17 protein-coding genes are annotated in these 24,037 nt (G+C 44.6%); 11 read left to right on the top strand and 6 right to left on the bottom strand.

Annotation, left to right across the window (positions count from 1 at the left end; translation table 11 throughout):
- Nucleotides 1-275: 275 nt before the first annotated feature.
- On the bottom strand, nt 276-1,466 hold the full coding sequence (gene malE, locus QZU58_RS07145) for a maltose/maltodextrin ABC transporter substrate-binding protein MalE (protein ID WP_294463240.1): 1,191 nt from the start codon (nt 1,464-1,466) through the stop codon (nt 276-278).
- 604 nt (nt 1,467-2,070) lie between these two features.
- Here malE and pyk point away from each other — a divergent pair.
- The 5 genes from pyk to amrS all read left to right on the top strand — a co-directional run bounded on the left by pyk (nt 2,071) and on the right by amrS (nt 8,886).
- Complete coding sequence (gene pyk / locus QZU58_RS07140) at nt 2,071-3,507, top strand: pyruvate kinase (protein ID WP_294495847.1); 1,437 nt, start codon at nt 2,071-2,073, stop codon at nt 3,505-3,507.
- Between the two features lie 322 nt (nt 3,508-3,829).
- Nucleotides 3,830-5,101, top strand: a complete 1,272-nt coding sequence (locus QZU58_RS07135) for an O-acetylhomoserine aminocarboxypropyltransferase/cysteine synthase family protein (protein WP_294495846.1) — start codon at nt 3,830-3,832, stop codon at nt 5,099-5,101.
- Between the two features lie 663 nt (nt 5,102-5,764).
- Nucleotides 5,765-6,307 carry a hypothetical protein gene (locus QZU58_RS07130; protein WP_294461734.1) on the top strand — a complete coding sequence of 181 codons (543 nt, stop codon included), beginning with the start codon at nt 5,765-5,767 and terminating at the stop codon, nt 6,305-6,307.
- 298 nt (nt 6,308-6,605) lie between these two features.
- Nucleotides 6,606-8,030, top strand: a complete 1,425-nt coding sequence (gene amrA, locus QZU58_RS07125) for an AmmeMemoRadiSam system protein A (RefSeq protein ID WP_294495845.1) — start codon at nt 6,606-6,608, stop codon at nt 8,028-8,030.
- Entirely contained in the window at nt 8,017-8,886 is an 870-nt protein-coding gene (gene amrS / locus QZU58_RS07120) for an AmmeMemoRadiSam system radical SAM enzyme (protein WP_294461728.1), read from the top strand. Before amrA ends, amrS begins: the two co-directional genes overlap by 14 nt.
- Before the next feature lie 121 nt (nt 8,887-9,007).
- Here amrS and dsbD read toward each other — a convergent pair whose 3' ends face one another.
- A complete protein-coding gene (dsbD, locus tag QZU58_RS07115; protein ID WP_294495844.1) occupies nt 9,008-10,852 on the bottom strand; it encodes a protein-disulfide reductase DsbD in 1,845 nt (614 codons plus the stop codon).
- Nucleotides 10,853-11,132: 280 nt separating this feature from the next.
- Nucleotides 11,133-11,558 carry a large-conductance mechanosensitive channel protein MscL gene (gene mscL / locus QZU58_RS07110; protein ID WP_294461741.1) on the bottom strand — a complete coding sequence of 142 codons (426 nt, stop codon included), beginning with the start codon at nt 11,556-11,558 and terminating at the stop codon, nt 11,133-11,135.
- A gap of 456 nt (nt 11,559-12,014) precedes the next feature.
- Here mscL and tpiA point away from each other — a divergent pair, with 456 nt between their 5' ends.
- The 5 genes from tpiA (at nt 12,015) to thrC (ending at nt 19,325) form a co-directional block, all read left to right on the top strand.
- Nucleotides 12,015-12,767, top strand: a complete 753-nt coding sequence (gene tpiA, locus QZU58_RS07105; RefSeq protein ID WP_294461725.1) for a triose-phosphate isomerase — start codon at nt 12,015-12,017, stop codon at nt 12,765-12,767.
- A 373-nt stretch (nt 12,768-13,140) separates the two neighbouring features.
- A complete protein-coding gene (gene pfkA, locus QZU58_RS07100) occupies nt 13,141-14,103 on the top strand; it encodes a 6-phosphofructokinase (protein ID WP_294495843.1) in 963 nt (320 codons plus the stop codon).
- 377 nt (nt 14,104-14,480) lie between these two features.
- Complete coding sequence (gene thrA, locus QZU58_RS07095; protein ID WP_294462705.1) at nt 14,481-16,946, top strand: bifunctional aspartate kinase/homoserine dehydrogenase I; 2,466 nt, start codon at nt 14,481-14,483, stop codon at nt 16,944-16,946.
- A 6-nt stretch (nt 16,947-16,952) separates the two neighbouring features.
- Nucleotides 16,953-17,903: a homoserine kinase gene (thrB, locus tag QZU58_RS07090; protein WP_294462706.1), complete on the top strand. Its 951-nt coding sequence runs from the start codon at nt 16,953-16,955 to the stop codon at nt 17,901-17,903.
- A 147-nt stretch (nt 17,904-18,050) separates the two neighbouring features.
- Nucleotides 18,051-19,325, top strand: coding sequence for a threonine synthase (gene thrC, locus QZU58_RS07085; protein ID WP_294462707.1), 1,275 nt, complete (start codon nt 18,051-18,053; stop codon nt 19,323-19,325).
- 69 nt (nt 19,326-19,394) lie between these two features.
- Here the strand turns inward: thrC and QZU58_RS07080 are convergent, their stop codons facing one another.
- A complete protein-coding gene (locus QZU58_RS07080; protein WP_294495842.1) occupies nt 19,395-21,050 on the bottom strand; it encodes a DUF4105 domain-containing protein in 1,656 nt (551 codons plus the stop codon).
- Nucleotides 21,051-21,183: 133 nt separating this feature from the next.
- On the bottom strand, nt 21,184-22,293 hold the full coding sequence (locus QZU58_RS07075) for a DUF4573 domain-containing protein (RefSeq protein ID WP_294495841.1): 1,110 nt from the start codon (nt 22,291-22,293) through the stop codon (nt 21,184-21,186).
- Nucleotides 22,294-22,707: 414 nt separating this feature from the next.
- Here QZU58_RS07075 and purU point away from each other — a divergent pair, with 414 nt between their 5' ends.
- Entirely contained in the window at nt 22,708-23,547 is an 840-nt protein-coding gene (gene purU, locus QZU58_RS07070) for a formyltetrahydrofolate deformylase (protein WP_294495840.1), read from the top strand.
- 170 nt (nt 23,548-23,717) lie between these two features.
- Here purU and QZU58_RS07065 read toward each other — a convergent pair.
- The coding region (locus tag QZU58_RS07065) for a helix-turn-helix domain-containing protein (RefSeq protein ID WP_294495839.1) at nt 23,718-24,037 on the bottom strand (320 nt) is incomplete at its 5' end.

The following is a 24,037-nucleotide window of genomic DNA, read 5'->3' as shown; positions in this document are numbered from 1 at the left end:
ACAATACTCACAAGTTAAATTATACCATAAAAATATTTTGTCAAACAAGCGAAATAATGTGTAAAAGGCTTGTAATTCAAGGGATTGAAGGGTAAAAAATTTTAAAAAAAAGGGAAAATTCTTCAAAAGAATATTGTGAGAAAGTCTAAAGACGGGTTGTATACACAGCCTCTGAAGATATTCAGGGGCTGTGTGGCAATAAGAGTATGATTCAAGATGATGAAGAAGGGGAGACTTGATAATCCCCGCCTGTTACACAGGGAATCATCCCGAAACTACTTCACTTTTCTGATTCTCTTTTCGGCAGTTTCAAGTGCCTTATCAACTGTTTTTCTTCCTGCTGCGGAGCTCTTTATGGCCTCCGTGACGGTACTCCAGAAAATGGTCATTTCCGGAACATTTGGCATAATAGTGCCTGATTTGGCATTATTCATGGTGGTCAGGATTCGCGGATCGCTTTCCAGTTTATTTTCAAAAGACTTCAGTGCAACGGAACCGAGCTGTGAAGCGTTGTTAACTTCTTCATATCCGTAGTCCGTAAGCACGTACTCCGTCAGAAACTTTTTGGCGGCTTCTTTGTTATGGGATGACTGATTGATAACAAGTCCAAGAACTCCGACAAACGGTTTGCCAGGATTACCGTCAAGTGTAGGGAATGCATTGACGCTGTATTTGAGATTTTTGTAATTTTTCCAACCCCACGGACCGTTTATGATACAGCCAACCTTGCCGTCAATGAAGGCAGCCTCCATGCTTTTATAGTTGGTTTCGGTGGTAATGTGTCCTTCCTTGACCATTCTGACTATGTATTCCAGTCCCTTAGCGGTTCCTTCAGTGTTAACACCGATTATATCGGTATTATATGAACCGTCTTCGTTACGCTGATAGGAAAAACCGCCGTTTGCGGAAAGCAGAGGATATGTGTAATAAGGGTTACTGTAGTCCCATTCGAAGGCATGCATCCCTTTGGCCTTCAGGTCTTTGTCCATTGACATGAATTCCTCGAAGGTCTTTGGCGGAGTCGGAACAATATCCTTGTTGCAGATTAATGAAATAGCCTCTACGGCAAACGGGTAACCGTAGTATTTTCCATTAATTTTCATGGCATCCCAGGAGAATTTATAGAATTTATCCATTTCTTCTTCCGTGGGCTGAATTTCTTCCAGAAGTCCCAGCTTAACCCATTCACCGTAGCGGTCGTGAGCCCACAGCAGAATGTCCGGACCGCCTCCGCAGGACGCTCTTTCCTGAAACTTTGCCGGCAACTGATCGTAATGCTCAACATTAACCTTAAATCCCGTGTCGTGTTCAAATTTCTCAGCTACCTTTACCATGCCGGCATAACCCTTGTGTTCACTGACCCATATTGTAATTTCTTTGGGTTTTATCGGACCGTCAGCATAAACGAATGAACTCAGACATGCGGATAATAGTCCAATGCAGCACGGAAGAAATCTTTTTTTCATTTGTCTTGCCCTCAGTCTCTGATTTACGGGGTATAAAAAATATGGTGATGAAATTCAGCATCGGAAAGGTAATCATGAAAACATCGCCAAAATTACCGGTTCCTCCTTTCAGTTAAACTTATAATCCGTTTCAGGTCAAGAATTGTGCATCGGTTATGCAACGAAGGTTTATTTTTTTTAGATTAACTTCAGAATATGTCACCAGATGAAAAACACGTTTAATCCGTACTTTCTCCGGTTAGGAGGTTTTTCATCGGCTTCTGTTTTAGGAACACCTGTACTTTTATGCCGTTTTATCATTTTGAAGATGTTGGAAATCATTTGTCGAATGGTGATTAAATATGTTTCCCGAGTCTGTTTTTTTCTTTACCCAATTCAAACAAAAGCAGTGTGAATTGTAATACAATGATTATTATGATTAGGGTGATAAATATGATTTAAGCCGGAGTGTATTTATTTTTACGGCATGTTTCAGGCAGAAACTGTAAATGCTGGTACGATAAGTGCATGTCTTTTCAGGCTTGTGTGCACCGCAGATTGAAAAACATCATACCGTGTTTGTTTAAAACCGCACCGGTATTCTGCAGAAGATAAGGAATGGAAAATGCTCAGACGAACTAAAATAGTATGTACAATGGGACCGGCACTTGACAAGGAAGGCGTGCTGGAAGAGTTAATCAAGGCCGGAGCCAACGTTGTCAGAATTAATTTCTCTCACGGTTCTGCTGAAGAACATATGGCAAGGGCGCAGAAGGTTCGTGAAATTTCACAGCGTTTGGGGGTTTATACAGCCATTGTCGGTGATTTGCAGGGACCAAAGATTCGTATTTCGACCTTTAAGGAAGGTCGCATATTCCTGAACACAGGGGACCTTTTTACCCTTGATGCCAGTATGGAAAAGGGCGAGGGTACAAAGGATGCAGTCGGCATAGACTATAAGGATCTGCCGAAGGATGTTAAGACCGGTGACGTGCTGATGCTTGACGACGGTCGTGTTCAGCTTTCCGTTATTTCCGTAAAGGGACCTAGAATTCTGACTTCCGTAATCGTGGCCGGTCCTTTATCAAACAATAAGGGCATAAATAAGCAGGGCGGCGGTCTTTCCGCACCGGCACTTACCTCAAAGGATAAGGCAGACATCATTACCGCTGCAAAAATCGGTGTTGACTTCGTGGCAGTGTCATTCCCTAGAACCGGAAAGGACATAAATCTGGCCCGTTCACTGCTGAAGTCTGCCGGCTCCGATGCAAAAATCATTGCCAAGGTTGAAAGAGCCGAGGTTGTTGCCTCCGACGAGAGCATGGAGGACGTTATAAAGGCAGCTGATGCCGTTATGGTTGCGCGCGGTGATCTTGGCGTGGAAATCGGCGACAGCGAGCTCATGGGGGTTCAGAAGAGACTTATAAAGAAGAGCCGTCAGCTGAACCGTCCGGTTATTACCGCCACCCAGATGATGGAATCAATGATTAAGTCTCCAATGCCGACACGTGCGGAAGTAATGGACGTGGCCAATGCCGTACTTGACAGTACGGATGCTGTTATGCTGAGTGCTGAAACTGCTGCGGGTGATTATCCTGTGGAAACCGTTGCGGCCATGTCTCAGGTATGTCTCGGAGCGGAAAAGAATCCGGTCATGGTCGTATCTACCTACAGAACCGACAAGACCTTTGCCAACAGTGAGGAAACCATCGCCATGGCTTCCATGTTTGCGGCAAACCATCTGCCGGGAATCAAGGGTATTATTTCCCTGACCCAGTCAGGTCAGACTCCTCTTCTTATGAGCCGTCTGCACTCAAATCTGCCTATCTTTGCCCTGGCCCATTCAGAGAAGACGCTTAACTGGTGTAATCTGTACCGCGGTGTTTACCCTGTGAAGTTTGAAACCAGAAACTATGAAAACATGATAAGTGCCGCCAGAGCCGCCGTTAAGGTAGTTAAGGATAAGGGGTATCTTGCTCACGGTGACTGGGTAATAGTAACTCACGGTGACACCGAAGAGGCCGGCATGACCAATGAAATGAAGATCATAGAGGTGGATTAGCACTTTCTTGCGCAGGAACATGACGGAAACATCGCGGCCTTATTCATATCATGATTGGGGAAAATGGTGTTTCCGTTTTTTATTCGGTATGTTTCCCGTCTCTATGATATAATCATATATGTTTTTAAGCATTTTCCGTAAGAACAGTGCTTAAATAAAAAACCATCGTTAACTCAGGTGGTTTTTTATTTTTTTTGTGTTTATGAAATGGCGGCCGAAAGCTTTTCGTGATGCCTTTACGGGGCTCCCGTAAACGCTCCCGAATCCGGGGCCGGACCGTTCTTTCGGTCATGATTTCAATCAGTTGTTCAGGGATATATAAATGAAAGACCAGACTATACAGATTCATGGCGGTTATACCACCGATTCCAATTCCCATGCAGTTGTTCCTCCCATCTATCAGACCGTGGCATATGAATTTGATAATGCCCAGTATGCGGCTGACCTGTTCAATCTGGTAAAGCCGGGCAACATCTATTCCCGTTTAATGAATCCTACTGCGGATGTTCTGGAAAAGCGCATGGCGCTTCTTGAGGGCGGTAAGGCTGCGGTTGCCGTGGCTTCAGGACAGTCTGCAATCGAATATGCGCTGCTCAATCTTGCCAAAAACGGTGACAACATTGTTTCCGTTCCACAGCTCTACGGCGGTACCCTAACCCTTTTGACCAGCGTTTTTGCAGATTTAGGCATTGAAGGACGTCTGGCAAAGACAGACAGTGCGGCTGATATAGAAGCTCTGATCGATGACAGAACCAGAGCCGTTTACTGTGAAACCATCGGTAATCCTGCAGGTAATATCGTGGATATTTCTGCACTTGCCGAGGTGGCTCACAGACACGGTGTTCCTCTTGTTGTTGACAATACCGTTGCCAGCCCTGCAATCTGCAAGCCTATAAGTTTCGGTGCCGACATTGTTGTTCACAGTCTGACCAAATTTTGTGGCGGGCACGGTAATACCATGGGCGGTATCATTATTGACAGCGGTAAGTTTGACTGGAAGAAGTATGGTGACAAGTATTCTCAGTTTACGGCACCTGAAAAGTCATATCACGGCGTAGTCTACTGCGATGCCTTCGGTGATGTTGCCTATGCGGCACGTATCCGCACTGTATTCCTCCGCAACACCGGTGCAATACTGCCACCACAGTCATGTTTCATGATTCTGGTTGGTCTTGAAACCCTGTCACTCAGAATGAAACAGCATGTGGCAAACACAATAGCCATTGCCGAATACCTAAAGAATCATCCTAAGGTTGCCTGGGTTCACAGCGCACATTTCCCTGATAATAAGTATCATGAGCTTGCAGTAAAGTATACCAAGGGCTCCCAGAGCGGACTTCTCACCTTCGGTCTTAAAGGCGGCAAGGATGACGGGGCTAAGTTTTACGATGCATTAAAACTTTTCAAGCGCGTGGTAAATATCGGTGATTCAAGATCATGTGTTACCCATCCGGCAAGCACGACTCACAGACAGCTGACTTCAGAACAGCTTAAGGCTGCAGGTATCGGTGAGGAGCTGATTCGTCTGACCATAGGTATTGAGGATCCTGAGGATCTTATAGCGGATATTGAACAGGCGCTTGCTCAGATCTGATAATGGCTAAGGTGGGAACCGTCCGGCGCAGTTAACGGTATGCGTGCTGACGGCTTACCATTTGTACATTCATAACCTGATTGCATGGCAGGACCCGAAGAAGATACGGTCCGGTATGCATTCAGGTTTTTATTTTTCTGTTCGTGTAAGCAGAAAGTTTTTTGTCTGAAAACGGTGAATGATATCTTACTTTGTGACGGGCATGGACGGAATCCGTAATATAAAATTATAACCTGTGAGTTATTTTTCTGAAGTAAGAAATATTAGTATAAAAGCATATAAAATATATAAATACTAAAACAACAAAACATTTGTTTTAGTATTATAAATAATAAAATATGATATTGATTTTTATACAATACGGAAGAAATTAATTAATAAAGACATGTAATTACGTTTTATTTTAAATTGCTGAAACTGTTACTGATATTGGTTTTGAACGTCTTTATCAAAATAGAAAGTAGAAATAATATGTGTAATAAATGTAGTAATCCCGATAATTTAAGGTAAAAATATGTTTTTTATAAAAAAATGAGATTTTTATCCTGTTTAATAATTTAATTTGTCGTCATAATATTAGTAAAAGTACGGCGTGGCAATACCTGCAAGAGGTTTACCAATACGTTGAAACGGTATTGTATTATGTGTGTTTCGGGGGGAGTAATGGGATTTTCAGCAGACAAATTAATTATCGGAGCCTGTTTGTCACTGTTTGTCATTACCGGCTGTCACATGAACGGGCAGGAACATGCAAGTGATTCTGATGAAATGGTTATAAAAGAGGAAACATCCGTGGTCGGCCTTCCAAATCCTTTTGTCAAGGTTAATTCCATCGCCGAAGCAGAGGCTGCAATAGGGAAAAAGATACCGCAGCTCAGGTTTATTCCTGATGCCTATCAGGACTCTCCGGAAATTTTTGTTATGAATGAGAGCGAGATGGTGCAGCTTATGTACAGCTCGGCCGACGGCAGCGAAAGAATGTTATACCGCATATCTGAAAAGTTTTCGACTGAACTTCTTAATGGTGATTATACCAAGTATGCCATTAACAAGAAGATCAAAATAAGAGGTCACGGTGTTCTTGTTAAGGGGAACGGTGACGGACAGGGGTACTATACGGCAGAATGGTCTGTCGGCGGACTCAATCTCTGCATTCTTTCGGACGTCCCGCTGACTGATGAAGTACTGAATAAGATGATCAAATGACATATTCCGGTGTCCGACTGTTCTGAACCGTCATGTAAGAGAGACTGCTGATGCAGTCTTTTTTTTGTGTGTCGGAGTGACGGATAAACCTATTTTCCGTGTTGGCTGCATGTATATAGGAATAGCAGAGCTCCAAATATCCGGCCCAATGTAAAATGTGGTTATGATTACAATTTTTAAACGTACGATATGCTACCATGAAAGCAGGTTAGGCTTTCAGTATAAAAGTCATGAGCATGAAGCTTCACATGATTCATGATATTTTTTCATTTAAACGTCCGATTCGCTGGAGAGAAATATGTCCGTTCTTGCTGCTTTTATGGTTCCTCATCCTCCGCTGATTATTCCGGAGATCGGTAAGGGTGAAGAAAAAAAGATTCAAAAAACTGTGGACTCGTATGAAGCCGTTGCCAGAGATATAGCCTCACTTAAACCGGATACGATAATCATATGCAGTCCTCATAAACAGTCTTTTTCGGATTATTTTCTGATAAACGGGAATGATAATGCAGAAGGTTCATTTGGTGAATTCGGAGCCGGTGATGTCAGAATAAGCGTCAGATGCGATATGGAATTTGTAAAGGCGGTGGAAGAGGCGTGTCTGAAGGAAAATGTTATGGCCGGAACAGCAGAAAATGAGGTCCGGCAGCCGTTGGATCACGGCACCATGATACCTCTGTGGTTTATCGGCAGATATCTTGACAAGTTTAATGTGGTGAATGTGGGAATATCAGGCTTTTCCCTGCTTGAACATTATCATCTCGGGGAAATAATGGCTCGTACGGCCGAAAAACTCGGTCGTCGGACGGTATTTGTGGCAAGCGGAGATTTGTCTCACAAGCTCCGGGAGGACGGGACTTACGGTTTTGCCGATGACGGCCCCGTTTATGACGCCAGACTTATGGATTTGTGTGAGCGCGGAGCCTTGGGCGAACTGCTGGATTTTCCTCAGCTTCTGTGTCAGAGAGCAGCCGAATGCGGTCATCGTCCTTTCTGCATGATGGCGGGTTTTCTTGACGGAAAGAATGTTAAGAGCAGAGTCTATTCACATGAAGACGTTACCGGTGTGGGGTATGGAATCTGCAGTTTTTATCCTGACGGAAACTCCGACGGGAGAAAATTCAGGAATATGAAGATACAGGAAGAGGAACTTTCCGTCGCCAGACTTCCGCTAAGTAGTGATCCGTATGTACGTCTTGCGCAACGGGCAATATACGGGTACGTGATTTCAGGAAGGCATATTCATATTCCGGATGATGTTTCGGAAGAGATGCTCGGTAAACGTGCAGGCGTATTTGTATCAATTCATCAGTCCGATCATCTGAGAGGATGTATCGGAACCATTGCGCCTACTCAGGAAAATATTGCAGCCGAAATCATAAGAAATGCCGTTCTTGCAGCTTCACGTGATTACAGATTCCTGCCGTTGATGGAGTATGAGCTTGATGACATTGAAATAAGTGTGGATGTTCTCGGTGAGATCGAGGATATATCTTCACAGAAGGAACTTGATGTCAGACGTTATGGAGTCATAGTCAGAAAAGATGACAGGGAAGGTCTTCTGCTGCCTAATCTAGACGGTATTACCTCCGTCAGTCAGCAGGTTGCAATTGCCAAACAGAAAGCGGGTATTGATTCCCGGGAAAGAGTTTCGATGCAGCGCTTTGAAGTAGTACGTCATTATCAGGATCCTTACCGGGCTTTTAAGCATGAACATGAATAACCGCTGCAGTGTATGTTTCAGAAAGTGCATCGTTAAGGAGGGAAAAAACGGATTCTGCGGTGCCAGAGCCGGCCATGACGGCAGAATGGTTCCGTTAAATTACGGCAGGATTTCCTCTATTGCCCTTGACCCAATAGAGAAGAAGCCTTTTCGTCACTTTATGCCCGGTTCCGTAATTCTTTCGGTCGGGAGTTACGGTTGTAATCTTCGCTGCCCGTTTTGTCAGAACAGCTCGATTTCCTGGTCTGATGAGGCGATGAATAGGGTCGCTGTAAGTCGTTACATGTCTCCTGATGAGCTTGTATCTCTGGCCGTTGATCTGGTACCCCGCGGAAATATAGGAGTGGCATTTACATATAATGAGCCTGTTATAGGCTATGAGTATGTGAGGGATACCTCAAGGCTGCTTCATCAGCATGGTCTCAGAAGTGTCATGGTCACTAACGGTACAGCGTCTCTTTCCGTTCTGGCTGAACTGGATGGACTGGTTGATGCCATGAACATCGATTTGAAGGGATTTACGGACAGTTATTACCGAAGGGTTCTCAGAGGTGATCTTGAAATGTGTAAGAACTTTATTTCGGAGGCTGTCAGAATATGTCACGTTGAGCTCACTACACTGATAGTTACCGGAGAGAATGATTCGGAAGAGGAAATAAGAAAACTTTCGCAATGGATTGCCGGGCTTACGGATGAGACCGGTATGATAATAGGAACCCGCGTGCCACTGCATCTTACCAGATTTTTTCCATCATTCAGGATGAATGACCGCAAAGCTTCCGACGTAAGCAACATATATCATCTCGCCGATGTTGCCCGAGAATATCTTGAGTTTGTATATACAGGAAACTGCTGATGTCTGAGGACAGTTAAATCACGTTTTGATTTCGGATAAAGATGATTTTTCTGTCAGAACAATGTACATAAAAGAAAGCCTGCCTAAGGAAACTTACGGGCAGGCTTTTATATCCTGATTATCAGCGGTCTTTTTTCAGGGCTGAGTTGATTCTGGCCATAAAGCTTCCGGCAGGAAGATAGCCGTTTACTGAAGATATCAGCGTATGATTCTTAAATATCAGAACCGTTGGGGCTCCGGTAATTGCCGAATTGTATTTTTCTATTATGTCCTTTGACGGTGCGTTGTCTTCGGTAATATCAACGTAGACGTTTTTAAAACCTGACATGTATTCAATCACATTTCTGTCAGCAAAGGTCGTGTCCTCATACTTTTTGCAGGAGGCACACCAGTCTGCCCTGATATCGACGATAACAACATCATTATCCCTGATTACGCTTTCCAGTTCATCGAGTGTTTTCACCTGTTCAAAAAGATTGTCGCTACCGTCATCAGGAGTCATGAAGAGAGAGGCTGCGGCCATTGCCGCCGTCACCGTCATGGTGAATATGGCGAATGGTCCGCGCTGCTTTTTCATGACAAGAAGGGTGAGGTAGCAGATAAGGGATCCGCTCATAAGTATGGCGATTGCGGTTATGATTTCGGTGCTGAGATAGGCTCTGAGAAGGTACAGCGGTATGGTAAGCATGATAAAACCGCAGAGAACCTTAATGTTTTTCATCCACATTCCTGATTTCGGCAGGAACTTCTGGCCCAAAAGGGCTATTATCGCCAGTGGTACTCCCATGCCCAGTCCCATAACGAACAGGTAGGCTCCGCCCCTAATCATGTCACCGTCCTTCATGATGAACATCAGCGCTCCTGCAAGCGGAGCAGTGGTGCACGGGGAGGCTATTACGGCACTTATGACGCCCATTAGGAAAACACCGGTTACCGTACCGCCTTTCTGTTTATCGTTGAACTGCTGCAGTCTGTTTATCCATGAGCTCGGAAGCGTCATTTCAAAAAGACCGAACATTGATATTGCCAGGATCAGGAAGATTATTGACATTATGATAAGAACGGCCGGTTGCTGCAGAAACATCTGAAATCTTGCTCCGGCATAAGCGATGCCGAACCCTGCCAGCATGTATGCGACTGCCATGCCGAGAATATAGACAAATGTGTATGCGGCAGTGGTCTTTGTGTTTTTCTGCCTGCTGCCGAGAATTATTGAGCTCCAGATTGGGTACATCGGGAACATGCAAGGAGTGAGACTTAGCAGAACTCCGAAGCAGAAAAAGGCAATAAGACCGAAAAGAATGCTGCTCCCCATCATTTTGTATATGGACCCGCTGTCATTGCTGATGTCCAGGAGTGAGGTGAAATCACTGCCGGGAATCTTCTCTACGGTCTCTTCGCTCTTAAGGTCAGTGCTCTTTGCTGCGGCATCTTCTTCGGATTTTGGAGCGGCACCGGCAGAGCCGGCGACTGCGGTTTCATCGGCAGTCAGTCTGTCAATGGCTATTTTTTTGGTGATTGGAGGGTAGCACATGCCTGCGGTGCATCCCTGGTATTTTATACTGATTTTCGGAAACGGGTCGGTACGTGAAACCTTCAGCTTCACCGTAACCGCATCATGATAAATGTGGCTCGGTCCCATGTATTCATCGTCATGATACAGACCTTCCGGAATTATGATGTCTGATATTTCGCAGTTTATCGGAGTGATGGTGAATCTTTCCTGATAAAGGTAGTATTCCGGTGCTATGGAGAATTTTATGGAAACGTCCTGTTCATTCTGTTCAAGTTCCGGTATGAATGCCTCGTCGGCATCGAGGTAGTGAGGTTCAGCTTCATCCTGTACTGATAATGATGATTCTGAAAAGCCGGTGGCCGGAGCGGTAAGTTCATCCGCAAAGGCAGGAACTCCGCCGAAAATGAAAAATGCCACTGCTGAAAATAACAGAACTGATAATTTATGCATGATTATTCTTTGGTGTTTGTTATATGAAAAAGTGTTGTGCGTTCATTAAATCTTCTGCGATTTTATCACAACAGTATGCGTTAGGTTCTAAACGATGACCGATTTAATGCTCCTTGTTCACGCTAGATAACATTTTTTATCAGGTCGGTGAGCCTGCGGTTTAGAAAAACATAAGAAAAAATAATCCTCACGTTTCATGATTATCATAAAAGGGAGGATTATTTGTTAAAGCTTCGTTCGGTGTCTGTCCCAAAAGGTTAAACACCTCACTTGTAAGGATTTACTTCTTCTGTTCCTTCAGAAGGTCGCGGATTTCGGTAAGAAGTTTAATGTCGGCTGACGGTTCTGCAGCTGCTTCGGCAGCTTCCTCTGCCTTTTCTTCCTTGATCATTGAACGCTTGAGATTGTTGATGAGCTTCATTGACATGAAAATTGCGAAAGCAATGATTATGAAATCAACAATGGTCTGGATGAATGCGCCGTATTTTAATACTACGGCTTCGGCAGTATCTGTTTTTTCCTGAAGGGTAAAAGCCAGATCCTTGAAGTCCACGTTGCCGCAGATTACGCCGACGAGAGGCATGATGACATCGGCAACAAGAGATGACACAATCTTGCCGAAGGCGGTACCGATGACAACACCGATAGCCATGTCGAGTACGTTGCCCTTCATGGCGAAATCCTTGAATTCTTTAAGCAGTGAAATACCTTTATCTGTAACGGCCATTTTTTTCTCCTGACATGCGTATTTAACGATTTTTGAAAAAGTATTCTGACAAGAATGTCTTTCCGGTTGCCGGACATACGGAATGCTTCCGTATAAGCGACGGCAGTCATAAGATGTTCTGTCGGAAAAAGACAATATTTATGCAACAATTATCGATTTTAATGTTTTCTTTGTCTAGATTTTTTAAAATTTGAGGAAAAAATGACGTGTTTATCGCACAGTTTCACCATGAAATTCCATATTTATTTTTCTTTTGACCACTCTGTCCGGAATTGCCACGGATACAGCTTTGTGGTATATTTGGCAACGGTAAAAAGTTGCCTGGAGAACAGAAAATTCCCGATGTGAAAGGTTCGTCTTACGGGGATGCGTGTTCTTACGGCTCTTTCCGTGTTTTATTCAATTTCATAAACATTTAAATGTAAGGTCAATATCATGAGACAAAAGCTCGTAATGGGTAACTGGAAGTTAAACGGTACCAAAGAATCAGTTAACGCTCTTGTTAACGCTCTTCTTGCTCCTGTAAATGCAGCAACCAACGTAGAAGTTGCAGTATGTGCTCCTGCAATCTTCATCGGTACTGTTGAAGCTCTCGCAAAGGGTTCTGCTCTTCAGTACGGTTCAGAAGACTGTGACGTTCACACCAGCGGTGCCTTCACCGGTGAAAACTCTCCTGTGATGATCAAGGAATTCGGTTGTAAGTATGCAATCGTTGGTCACAGCGAACGTCGTGAATACCACAACGAAACCAACGAAGTTGTTGCTGCTAAGTATGAAGCTGCTCAGGCTGCAGGTCTTATCCCAGTACTCTGCATCGGTGAATCTCTTGCTCAGTTCGAAGCTGGTGAAACCGCTAACGTAGTTAAGACTCAGCTCCAGGCTGTTATCGACAAGTGCGGTATCAAGTCTTTCGAAAAGGCTGTAATCGCTTACGAACCAATTTGGGCTATCGGTACCGGTAAGACCGCAACTCCTGAAATCGCTCAGAACGTACACGCTCAGATCAGAAGCTTCCTCGCTTCATTCGATGCTGATGTTGCTGCTAAGGTACAGGTTCTCTACGGTGGTTCTTGCAATGCCAAGACTGCTCCAGAACTCTTCAAGCAGCCGGACATCGACGGCGGTTTAGTTGGCGGTGCTTCATTAAAGCCAGCTGATTTCGCAGCAATCATCGAAGCAGCCAAGTAATTTTTACGGCATGCTGATTTAAGAAAAACATTCTCTATTTCAGTGAATGAATTAACCCCCGATTTTTCGGGGGTTTTTGCTTAATACGGTAAAAAAACATCATCGGACATTTTAATGACAGCCGTGTTAAATATATGACATAACGTTAATCTTGCTTTTAAAAAGGCTGATTTCTATTGTAAAAAAAAGTGCCTCATGATAGAAAAGAAACCGAATTATGAGTTGTATGTAGGAAACTGCATGAATTTGACAAACTGAATTCGTCTGTAAATGACGGCTGCGGGCCGTAATAATGCTGACAGACGGTATTTGCTGTAAATGTTTGTCCGTATGGCTGCAGTACAGGTTTAAACAGATTTATTTTTGGACATATATGATTAATCGCATAGGTGTTTTGACCAGCGGCGGTGATGCGCCGGGGATGAATGCGGCAGTAAGATCGGTTGTAAGAGCCGCAATAAATGAAGGTATTTCGGTTTCAGGCATCAGGGACGGCTTTTTGGGGATGCATCAGGATCGCATCGTGGATCTTGACAGAGCGGACGTGAATGACATTATTACCCGTGGCGGAACCTTTCTGGGAACGGCCAGATTTACTGCTTTTAAGGAAGAATCCGTACGTCGTGAGGCCATAGAAAATCTGAACAAGAGAAATATCGATGCATTGGTGCTTATCGGCGGTGACGGAACCTACACCGGAGCCCTGCGTCTTCACGAAATGGGAATTCGTTGCATCGGTGTTCCTGCAACCATAGACAACGACGTGCACGGAACGGAATTTTCCATAGGATTTGATACCGCGGTTAACAATATCATGCAGAACATGGATCGTCTGAGAGACACTTCCAGTTCTCATCACCGCGTAACAATTGTTGAGGTTATGGGGCGTCACTGCGGGGATCTCGCCATGGTTGGCGGTATTGCCGGCGGGGCGGACTATATAATAGCCCCTGAGCTTGAATTTAAAAAAGAGGACCTTTTTACAAAGATCTCTCAGGCCTTTGCAGCGGGCAAGAGACATGCCCTCATCTGCCTCTGTGAGAACATGGTGAATGCCGACACTCTCGCATCTGAGCTTGAGGCAACCACCGGTATTGAATGCAGGGCTACCGTGCTCGGCCATATTCAGAGAGGCGGCTCTCCTACAGCATATGACCGTGTGCTGGCCAGCAGACTGGGTGATTATGCCGTGCGGCTTCTTATTGACGGGGTGTATGGCAAGTGCGTAGGTGTTGAAGGAGGAATTCTCATTGCTACCGATTTCGCCTCTGCAATTGAGACGCCGAAGCTTTCACGCATACGTGAGTACAACTGTCTGTCAAACAAAATTTCCTGACGGACGGCCTTCGGACGTGCAGTATTTTCATGATTCGGAACGGTATTTGCTCAGATTAACGGTTATGCCGGAAGACGGAACAATTCAGTCGCATCAGCATCTGCACTGGCCGGTTGAAACTGGTTAAAAAAGATACCGCAAATGGCGTTAGTGCTTGACTTTTTAGCCTAAATTTGGGATCATGAGACAAATTTTACTGCATGGTGCACATACATAGGATATTTATGTCGATTACAACAGAAACCATTGTTACCACAACAATTACAACAGCATTATGGAATAAGGGCTGTTAATTTTTGTTTCTGTTACGTGATTGACATTCAGAAAGCCCAGGATTCTGTGAATCACGGGCTTTTTTTGTTGCAATGGAGAATTTAATGCGAGTTTTAAAGTTTGGTGGTACCTCTTTAGCTAACTCTGAACGTTTTTTAAATGTATCAGACATTGTTGTGAAAACCCACAGAAAGTCACAGGTGGCTTTAGTTCTGTCAGCTCCGGCAAAAGTAACCAACTACCTTGTTGAACTGGTTTCTGAAGCTGTAAAGGGTAATGATGTTCAGTCAATTCTGGACAGTATCGAAGCTATTTACGTTGAACTGATTCAGGGGATTAAGCTTAAGTATCCTAACGTTGACGATGATGCTTTACACCAGATTTTAAATGAAGAATTTTCATTAATTAAGAAGAGAGTTCAGGGCATAATGCTTCTTGGTCAGTGTCCTGATAATGTTCAGGCTAAGATCTTAAGCCGCGGTGAAAAGCTTTCTGCAGTGTTCATGGAAAACCTGCTTAAGGCCAGAGGTGAAAACGTAACCCGTCTGTGTCCTGTTGAAGTTCTTAAGACTTCAGAAGGCGGTTACCTTGAATCAACAGTTAATATTGACCTTTCAAGAAGCCTTTTTGCAAAGCGTCCTAGAAATGACTCAACCATCTATGTGATGATGGGCTTCACCGGCGGTAATGAAAAGGGTGAACTGGTTCTTCTCGGCCGTAACGGTTCCGATTATTCTGCCGCATGTCTCGCTGCCTGCGTAAATGCCGAATGCTGTGAAATCTGGACCGACGTTGACGGTGTATACAGCTGTGATCCGAGAATCGTTCACGATGCACTGCTTCTCAAGCGTTTAAGTTACAAGGAAGCCATGGAGCTTTCTTATTTCGGTGCCAAGGTTCTTCATCCGCGTACCATTGCTCCAATTGCTCAGTTCCGTATTCCATGCCTTATCAAGAACAGCCTGAACCCTGATTACGAGGGAACCACCATTGCCGAAGAAGGTGATCTCAACATTCCTATCAAGGGTATTTCAGATCTTACCAATATGTCGCTGGTAAATATCTGCGGTCCGGGAATGAAGGGTATGGTAGGTATGGCCGGCCGTATTTTTAACTGTGTGTCACGCGCGAAGATTTCCATTGCCCTGATTACCCAGTCATCCTCAGAATACAGCATCAGTTTCTGTATCCACACCTGTGATGCGGAAAAGGCAAGACAGGTTCTTAATGAGGAATTCAAGCTTGAACTTAAGGAAGGTCTGCTTGACGGTATTGACATTACTCATGACAAGGCAATTATTTCAGTTGTTGGTGACGGCATGCTCACTGCAAGAGGCATTGCTTCCAAGTTCTTTACTTCACTGTCACTTGCTAACATCAACGTAAACGCAATTGCTCAGGGTTCATCTGAAAGATCAATTTCTGCGGTTGTGTCAAAGAACAAGGTAAGTGAAGCAATCAGAATCTGTCACCAGAACTTCTTCAGTTCTCTGCAGTTCATCGACGTTCTCCTTATCGGTATCGGCGGCGTGGGCGGAGCCCTTGTCGGCCAGATCAGAAGACAGCAGCAGATTCTGCAGCAGAAGCACGGTGTTAAGATGCGTATCGTCGGTATGTGCAATTCAAGACACATGCTCCTTAATGAGGAAGGCATTGATTTGAATTCAGACTACAAGGCTGCCCTTGAAGCTTCAACCATGAGTTTCTCCGTTGCTGCCGCAAAGAAGTTCATTACCGACACTCATCTCATTAACCCGGTTATAGTTGACTGTACTTCCGATGCGAATGTTGCCGCTCAGTACAAGGACTTCCTGCTTGCAGGTTTCCACGTGGTAACTCCGAACAAGAAGGCTAACACCAGTACCATGGAATACTATCGCGACCTGCGCAAGGCTGCACAGCTGCGTCGTCGTAAGTTCCTTTATGAAACCAATGTTGGTGCGGGACTTCCTGTTATTGAAAACCTGCAGAATCTGATTGCGGCAGGTGACAATCTTCAGGAATTCAACGGTATTCTGTCAGGTTCTCTGTCATTCATCTTCGGTAAGCTTGAAGAAGGTCTGTCATTCAGTGAGGCTACCCTTACCGCAAGAGCAAAGGGATTTACCGAACCGGATCCTAGAGATGACTTAAACGGTATGGATGTTGCTAGAAAGATTCTGATTCTTGCACGTGAAGTAGGCATGGAGCTGGATCTTTCAGATATTGACGTACAGATGGCTCTGCCTCCTGGATTTGATGCTTCAGGTACCACTGAGGAATTCCTGCAGCGTCTGCCTCAGGCTGATGAATACTTCAGAAAGGAAATAGCTGCGGCAAGGGAAAGAGGAGAGGTTCTCCGCTACGTTGGCAGCATTGTTGACGGCAAGTGTCACGTTGCAATCAAGGCCGTTCCTGAAACCGATCCGCTGTACAAGGTTAAGGACGGTGAAAACGCTCTGGCATTCCTCACCGCATATTATCAGCCTATCCCGCTGGTACTCCGCGGTTACGGTGCGGGTACCGAAGTTACCGCAGCCGGCGTGTTTGCTGATATTTTACGTACTTTAAACTGGAAGAGAGAGGCTTAATTTAAAATGGGTGTTAGTGCATTCGCTCCTGCTTCAATCGGTAATGTAAGCGTTGGTTTTGATATTCTCGGTGCTGCTTTAAAGCCGATTGACGGACAGATTCTGGGTGATAATGTTGATGTTTATGCCGGAGACAGTGAGTTTGATTTAAGTATTGAAGGCTGGTTTGCCTCAAAGCTTCCTGCAGATCCTAAGAAGAACATCTGCTACGATGCCTATGTCGGTTTCAAGGCTCTTCTCGAAGAAAAGGGAATCGCTGTAAAGCCTGTAAAGATGGTTCTCAAAAAGAACCTGCCTATCGGCTCCGGTCTGGGTTCATCAGCAGCCTCAATCGTGGCTGCAGTTGAAGCCTTAAACGCCTTCCATGACTATCCGTTATCAAAGGATGAGGCTTTAACTCTCATGGGCAGACTTGAAGGCAAGATTTCAGGTTCAGTTCATTTTGACAATGTTGCTCCATGCTATCTTGGCGGTATTCAGCTGATGGTTGAGGAAGCAGGCATTATTACCGAAACTGTTCCTAGCTTTGCAGACTGGTACTGGGTTTCCTGTTATCCGGGAATTACCGTAAGCACCGCTGCCGCACGTGCCATTCTGCCAAAGGAATACAGCCGTTCAACCTGTATCACCTTCGGCCGTCAGATTGCCTCATTCATTCAGGCTTCCCATACCGGTAATGAAAAGCTTGCAGCCGCCGTTCTTAAGGACGTGCTTGCCGAACCTTACCGCAAGGAACTCATCCCTGGATATGATGATGCCATGGCAAAGGGAATGGAACTTGGTGCGCTTGCAGGCGGTATTTCAGGTTCAGGTCCTTCAATCTTCATCGTGATGAAGGATCTCGCAAAGGCGGAAGAACTGCAGGAATATCTCAAGAAGAATTTCATTCAGAATGATGACGGTTTCTGCAACATCTGCAAGATCGATACTGCAGGTACCGTGGTAACCGGTATCTAAACATCGGAACACCGGTTTTTCATTAAACCGGTGTTTTATGCTTTTATAAATGTCCTGATTAGTCAGGCTTACCGCGGGACGGTATGTCAGGACAGGAAAATTTAAAAAGAACACGGGATTCCCGTGCTGAAATTAAGTGGTGAAAATATGCAGCTTTATAACATTAAACATAATGAAGAAAAAGTTTCTTATGCCCAGGCGGTAAAGCAGGGTTTAGGTAAGGACCAGGGCTTGTTTTTCCCTGCATCAATTGAACCTTTAAAGGATGTTGATGCTCTCCTTGCTCTTCCTTTCGTTGAACGTTCAGCCAAGGTTTTACGTCATCTCATCGGTAACGATGAAATCGAAAATCTTGAAGAACTCGTAAAGAACGCCTTTGCTTTCGGTGCTCCTTTACACAAGGTTGACGACAATAACTATGCTCTGGAACTGTTCCATGGTCCAACTCTCGCATTCAAGGACTTCGGTGCACGTTTCATGGCTCAGTGCCTCGGCGCCGTTGCCAACGGTAAGAAGATTACCATTTTAACCGCTACCAGCGGTGATACCGGTGCGGCAGTTGCTCATGCTTTCTATAACCTTCCGAACATCGAAGTTGTAGTGCTTTATCCAAAGGGAAAGATCAGCAATCTTCAGGAAAAGTTATTCTGCACCTTAGGCGGTAACATCCGTACCGTTGCCATCAATGCTGCATTTGATGACTGTCAGTCTCTTGTTAAGGCTGCATTTGACGATGAAGAATTAAAGCAGGCCATCGGTCTTAACAGTGCCAACTCAATCAACATCAGCCGTCTGCTGGCTCAGGTTTGCTACTACTTTGAAGCGGTTGCCCAGCTTCCTGCAGAAAAGCGCAACAGCGTAGTGGTTTCAGTACCTAGCGGTAACTTCGGTGACATCACCGCAGGTCTTATTGCCAAGGCTCTTGGTCTTAAGATTAAGAAGTTCGTCGTTTCAACCAACGATAACGACACCGTACCTCGTTACCTCGCTTCAGGCAAGTGGGATCCTCACGCAACCGTTGCAACCCTTTCAAACGCCATGGACGTATCAAAGCCAAACAACTGGCCGCGTGTTGAAGAATTGTTTAAGGTTAAGGGATGGAATCTTTCAGAACTCGGTTATGGCAAGCTTTCTGATGCCGAAACCAAGGATGCCATGAAGGAAACCCACGCAAAGGGTTACATCACCGAACCTCACGGAGCAATTGCTTACAAGGTTCTTCAGAACAACATGGAAGCTGGCGATACCGGTATCTTCTTATGTACTGCTGCTCCTGCAAAGTTCAAGGAAAGCGTTGATGAAATCCTTGGTATCGATTTACCTTTACCTGAAGCCCTTGCTTCAAGAGCAGACTTAAAGATTTTATCAGACAATATGGACGCAGATTTTGCGGTTCTCCGTAACTATCTCTTAAAGAAGTAACGGTTCCTTCATTCTGAAATTTGAACAGCATGAGCCTTTATGGTTCATGCTTTTTTATTTTGTTTATCATCAGAAGTGGAATACCAGTGATGCACCGGCTTCGGTTAAGTGTCTGCCGGGATATCCTCGCCTTGGGGCCGAGTCGTTATGTCCCAGTTTATAGTCCGTAAATTCGGCATTTACGGAGAAATTATTCGTAAGCGATTTGCTCCAGGTGGCCTTATACCTGTACATGTAGTTACGGTAATACTGATGGGTCGTCAGGGGAATTTCATAACTTAAGTTAATTTTACCGACGGTTCTGTCCCAGTAAAAAATTCCGGCCTCCGGACGCACGAAGACATGGTTGTTGCTGTGAGGAACGGCATAGCCGTAATATGCGTGAACATAGGGGATAAAGTTTCCCATGCGGTATGAAACCGCGTTTCCCAGGGCTAATTCCGGATAAAGTCCCACATGTTCGGCATCCACGTTATTGTGCATGGCCGCAAAGAATGAAAATGCCGAGAATTTTCCCAAACGGGCATCAGGAATGGGATTCAGATTGACAATTTCAAGGTCACTTAAAAGGAATTTACCGCTCAGGTATCTTCCCGTGAATTCCAGAAACTTGGATTCGGCAAGGGCGGGAGAGAACCTGTTGTCATCCTTTATGTTGTTGAGAGTCGGGGCAAAACGCAAACTCATGCCGTTACCGTATATTGAACTGTGGAGTCCGCCGGCTTCCAGTCGGATGCTTTTGGGACTGTTTACCGGTGTTGACATCCTGTTCTGTGAAAAATAAAGGTTTTCACTTTCTGAAGGCAGCACCTCAATTCCTGAGACCAGACCGGGTTTACGGTATATTTCACTGATGTATTCCAGCGGTGTTTCAAAGAATACTATGTTCTCGCTGTCCAGACGGTCGTCGGCAACTGCCAGTGCCTTAGACATGCCGGAGGCGCAGTTGATGTTAAAAAAAGAGTACAGGGTATTACGGTGTCTGAGCTCTATAACGTGCAGATAGAATATTTTCTTTTGTTCCTCGGTAAGGTTTATTTCAAACTCCCACAGAGATCTGTCGTTAGTCAGATAATCCATGGCGTTTTCGTAATAAGGTTTTATGCTGTAGATGCCGTCTATCGAATTACTGAAAAACTTCAGCACCAGATCGGTCATATCGTTTTCCGAAGCAGCAAATGTGAGTCCGTATTCCCGGTATTTTCCCTTAGCGTTCGTGCCTGCCAGTTTTGTGAAGATGTGGCCGTTTGCTGATATGGGAATAATCACATCCTCAGACACATAGATAATGTAGAGCTTATCAAGTCCGACATTGTCAGTGTAGTCCCTGAAGATTCTGCAGCCTTCCTCCTGAATCATCTCACCGGGAATATCCCGTCCGTAAATGAGATAGAATCTGGCAGGATAGAAACATATGTTATGAATGTCCTTTTCGAAGAACTGAATAGTGGCATTATATTCTGCTTCAGGATCGGAATGACCGTTAGGGGAGAGAAAAAACGTACTTTCAGCCGAGATCTGACTGATGTTTTCATTCAGGTCGTAATGCAGAAGTTTTTTCCAGATATGGAGTTTTTCAGGAGAAAGATCTTTATAAGCAGGAGGCCTGTCAGACAGCAGTCCGGAAAATGGTGAGTCCAGGTAATCAGCCGCAAGTACCTGTGAACAAGCGAGAATTCCGATGACGGTAAGCAGTTTAAGCAGATTAAGCAGCTGTTTAATCATTTTCTGAGAAACGTTACCGAATGAAATAATCATACATATATGAATTTATGGAAGGGCAGATTACTAAAAAATTTCCCGGGGCATTCCATTTCTTAAAAATACCACGGGATACAGGTTTTATGGTCAGTGCTGATCAGTTATAAAGATCAGTGATATTAATCTCTTCTTCCGGATATGCCTGTTTGGCAGGATTCAGCTGTTGTATTTTGCCGGCAGGATTAAGAGCTTTTATTTGCTCGGTCGGATCAAGCTGCCTGATCTGGTCAGTCGGGTCGAGCTGCCTAATCTGTTCGGTCGGATCAAGCTGCCTGATCTGGTCAGTCGGGTCGAGCTGCCTAATCTGTTCGGTCGGATCAAGCTGCCTGATCTGTTCGGTCGGGTCGAACTGCCTGATCTGTTCGGTTGGATCAAGCTGCCTGATCTGCTCAGTCGGGTCTAGCTGCCTGATCTGCTCAGTCGGGTCGAGCTGCCTGATCTGTTCGGTCGGATCAAGCTGCCTGATCTGTTCGGTCGGATCAAGCTGCCTGATCTGTTCGGTCGGGTCGAGCTGCCTGATCTGTTCGGTCGGATCAAGCTGCCTGATTTGCTCGGTCGGGTCAAGATGTCTGATCTGTTCGGTAGGGTCGTTAATTTTAATTGATAATCCTGTTTCAGGATCAACCAGATCGTAATTCGGATTATCATTGTACAGCGCTTCCTCCTTGAGGTAAGGCTTTATCCATTCACGGCATTCTTCACTGTCCACAATTTCCGGACTGTAGCTGTATTCATTATGATCGTAACCATAGATCCATGTGCCGCTGTCCGTGCTCGTTACGTCTGAGGTTGTTGAAGAAACACCTGAGAGAGAGCTTGAAGGGCTTGTCATGAGAAGATTGCCTGTGGTTTTGACGGCTGTCCCGGCTGTACTTTTTAGGGCTGTGGTGGCAGGATCAAAGATAGAGTTTCCGTTTTCATCATGCTGACTGATGACCATTGTGTCGGCGATGATACACTGGTGATCGTCTGCCGGCAGGGATTTGTATTTAACCGAGATGTTAGGTTTTGTTCTCGGAACCTTGATGCGGCGCTGTCCGGTAAAGGTAATTCTGTCGTCAACAGTTACCTGAATATGGTTAGCCAGAGCCTGATTATATTTGTCCTGGGCCATTTTAATGTCGATGGTCTGATTTAATGTACTGGATGTTACTGAGCAGCCTGACAGACAGAACAGCCCGGTAAGAACAATATTTTTCGTATCCATGATATGACACCTGATGTATTCGGTTTTAATGATGCTATATATACAATAATGTGATCGGGTTTGCAATTTTTTGTTGTTTTTTTAATGATAATCGGAATTTTTCTCTTAAGGTGTCTGCTATGTGAAAAAACCACGTAACCGTTTACTGTCAGTCTTTCCAGTAAAAAAGGTATCCGTCTGGTCTGTTTTTGTCAGCCATGAAGATTCTGTTTTTAATTAATTCATGGTGACTCTCAGATGAGTTTACGGAGCATTTGCGTAAAATGTTGAAAGTGCTGAGCAGTTCTTGGGATTTTATGCCTTCGTACTGAGAGCATTTTCTCCTCTGACATTGATAATTTTTCATATATCTGATACACTTTTGACGTTTTTTTAGTGACGGGAAGATATTGAATTAAAGTAGGATTTTAATAAATGGAACGCCGTATTCTTCGTACTGAATGTCCTGACGCAAAAGGACTTATTGCCGGCATTACCGGTACCTGTTTTAAGTATCAGTACAATATTATTAAGAACGATCAGTTTTCAACCTTTGATGATGCCAGATTTTTCATGAGAACTGAGCTTGAAGGTGATTTCAGTACTGCGCAGTCTTTTATGGAAGATGTGAAGAAGGTGATTCCTGAAGGCGGTATCTGTAAGCTGATGCCCGTAGAGAGAAAAAAGGTTCTGGTTCTTGTGACCAAGGAAGCTCATGTTCTCGGTGATCTTCTGATTAAGAGCTATGCCGGTGCATTGCCTATCGATATTGTCGGTGTTATCGGTAACTATGACAAGCTTGAGGATCTTACCAGAAAGTTTGATATTCCTTTTGTGACCGTAAGTCATGAGGGGCTCAGTCGTGAAGAGCATGAAGCCAAAATGCTTGAGGCCATAGGTAAGTTTGAGTTTGACTATGTGGTTCTTGCCAAATACATGCGCATTCTTACTCCTAATTTCGTTAACAGCTTCCCTAAAGGTTCACTGATTAACATCCATCATTCCTTCCTTCCTGCATTCATCGGTGCCAAACCTTATCAGCAGGCTTTCAACCGCGGTGTTAAGATTATCGGTGCAACTGCCCATTTCGTTACCAACGATTTGGATGAAGGTCCGATTATTGCTCAGGACGTCATCAAGGTTAATCACAATTACAGTGCCGAGAGCATGGCCAAGGCAGGTCGTGACGTTGAACGTCAGGTGCTTGTGAGAGCTTTAAGCAGAGTTGTTGACGGTAAGGTGTTTATTCACGGAAACAAGACAGTGGTATTCTAGGAATAGGGACCGAATCTTCTTTTTAATGCCGTGTGCTGTTTTTATTAAGCATGACGGAAGAGAAAGATAAATAAAACCTTCGTTCATTTTGCCGATGAACGAAGGTTTGTTTTTATGGTAATCCTAAACAGAATACATTCAGTTTGTTTTCGGATGATTCCGTACGGATGTTAATGTTCACTGTCTTTTGACAGAAAAAGACTCTGCTTCTGAACCAGTCCCTTTTCGGCCCATTTTTCCATCTGTCTGTATATGGTTGAGCTGTTGATCCCCAAAAGTTTGGAGGCCTGACTTACCGAACCGTTGCAGGCATTAACTGCGGAAATGATGTATATGCGCTTGATGTCGTCAAGAGATTGGATTTCATCCTTTGAACGAGGCAGGTCAATTCGGAGTATGGTGTTATCCTCGGATGATTTTTCACTCCTGAAATTTTCCGCAAGAGCAGTAGGAGTTGCCTTCAGAGAGGATGAATCATTTTCTGCTGAAT

The organism is uncultured Ruminobacter sp., assembly GCA_902764345.1.
Lineage (GTDB): Bacteria > Pseudomonadota > Gammaproteobacteria > Enterobacterales > Succinivibrionaceae > Ruminobacter.
This window is presented reverse-complemented; position numbering and strand designations above follow the sequence as displayed.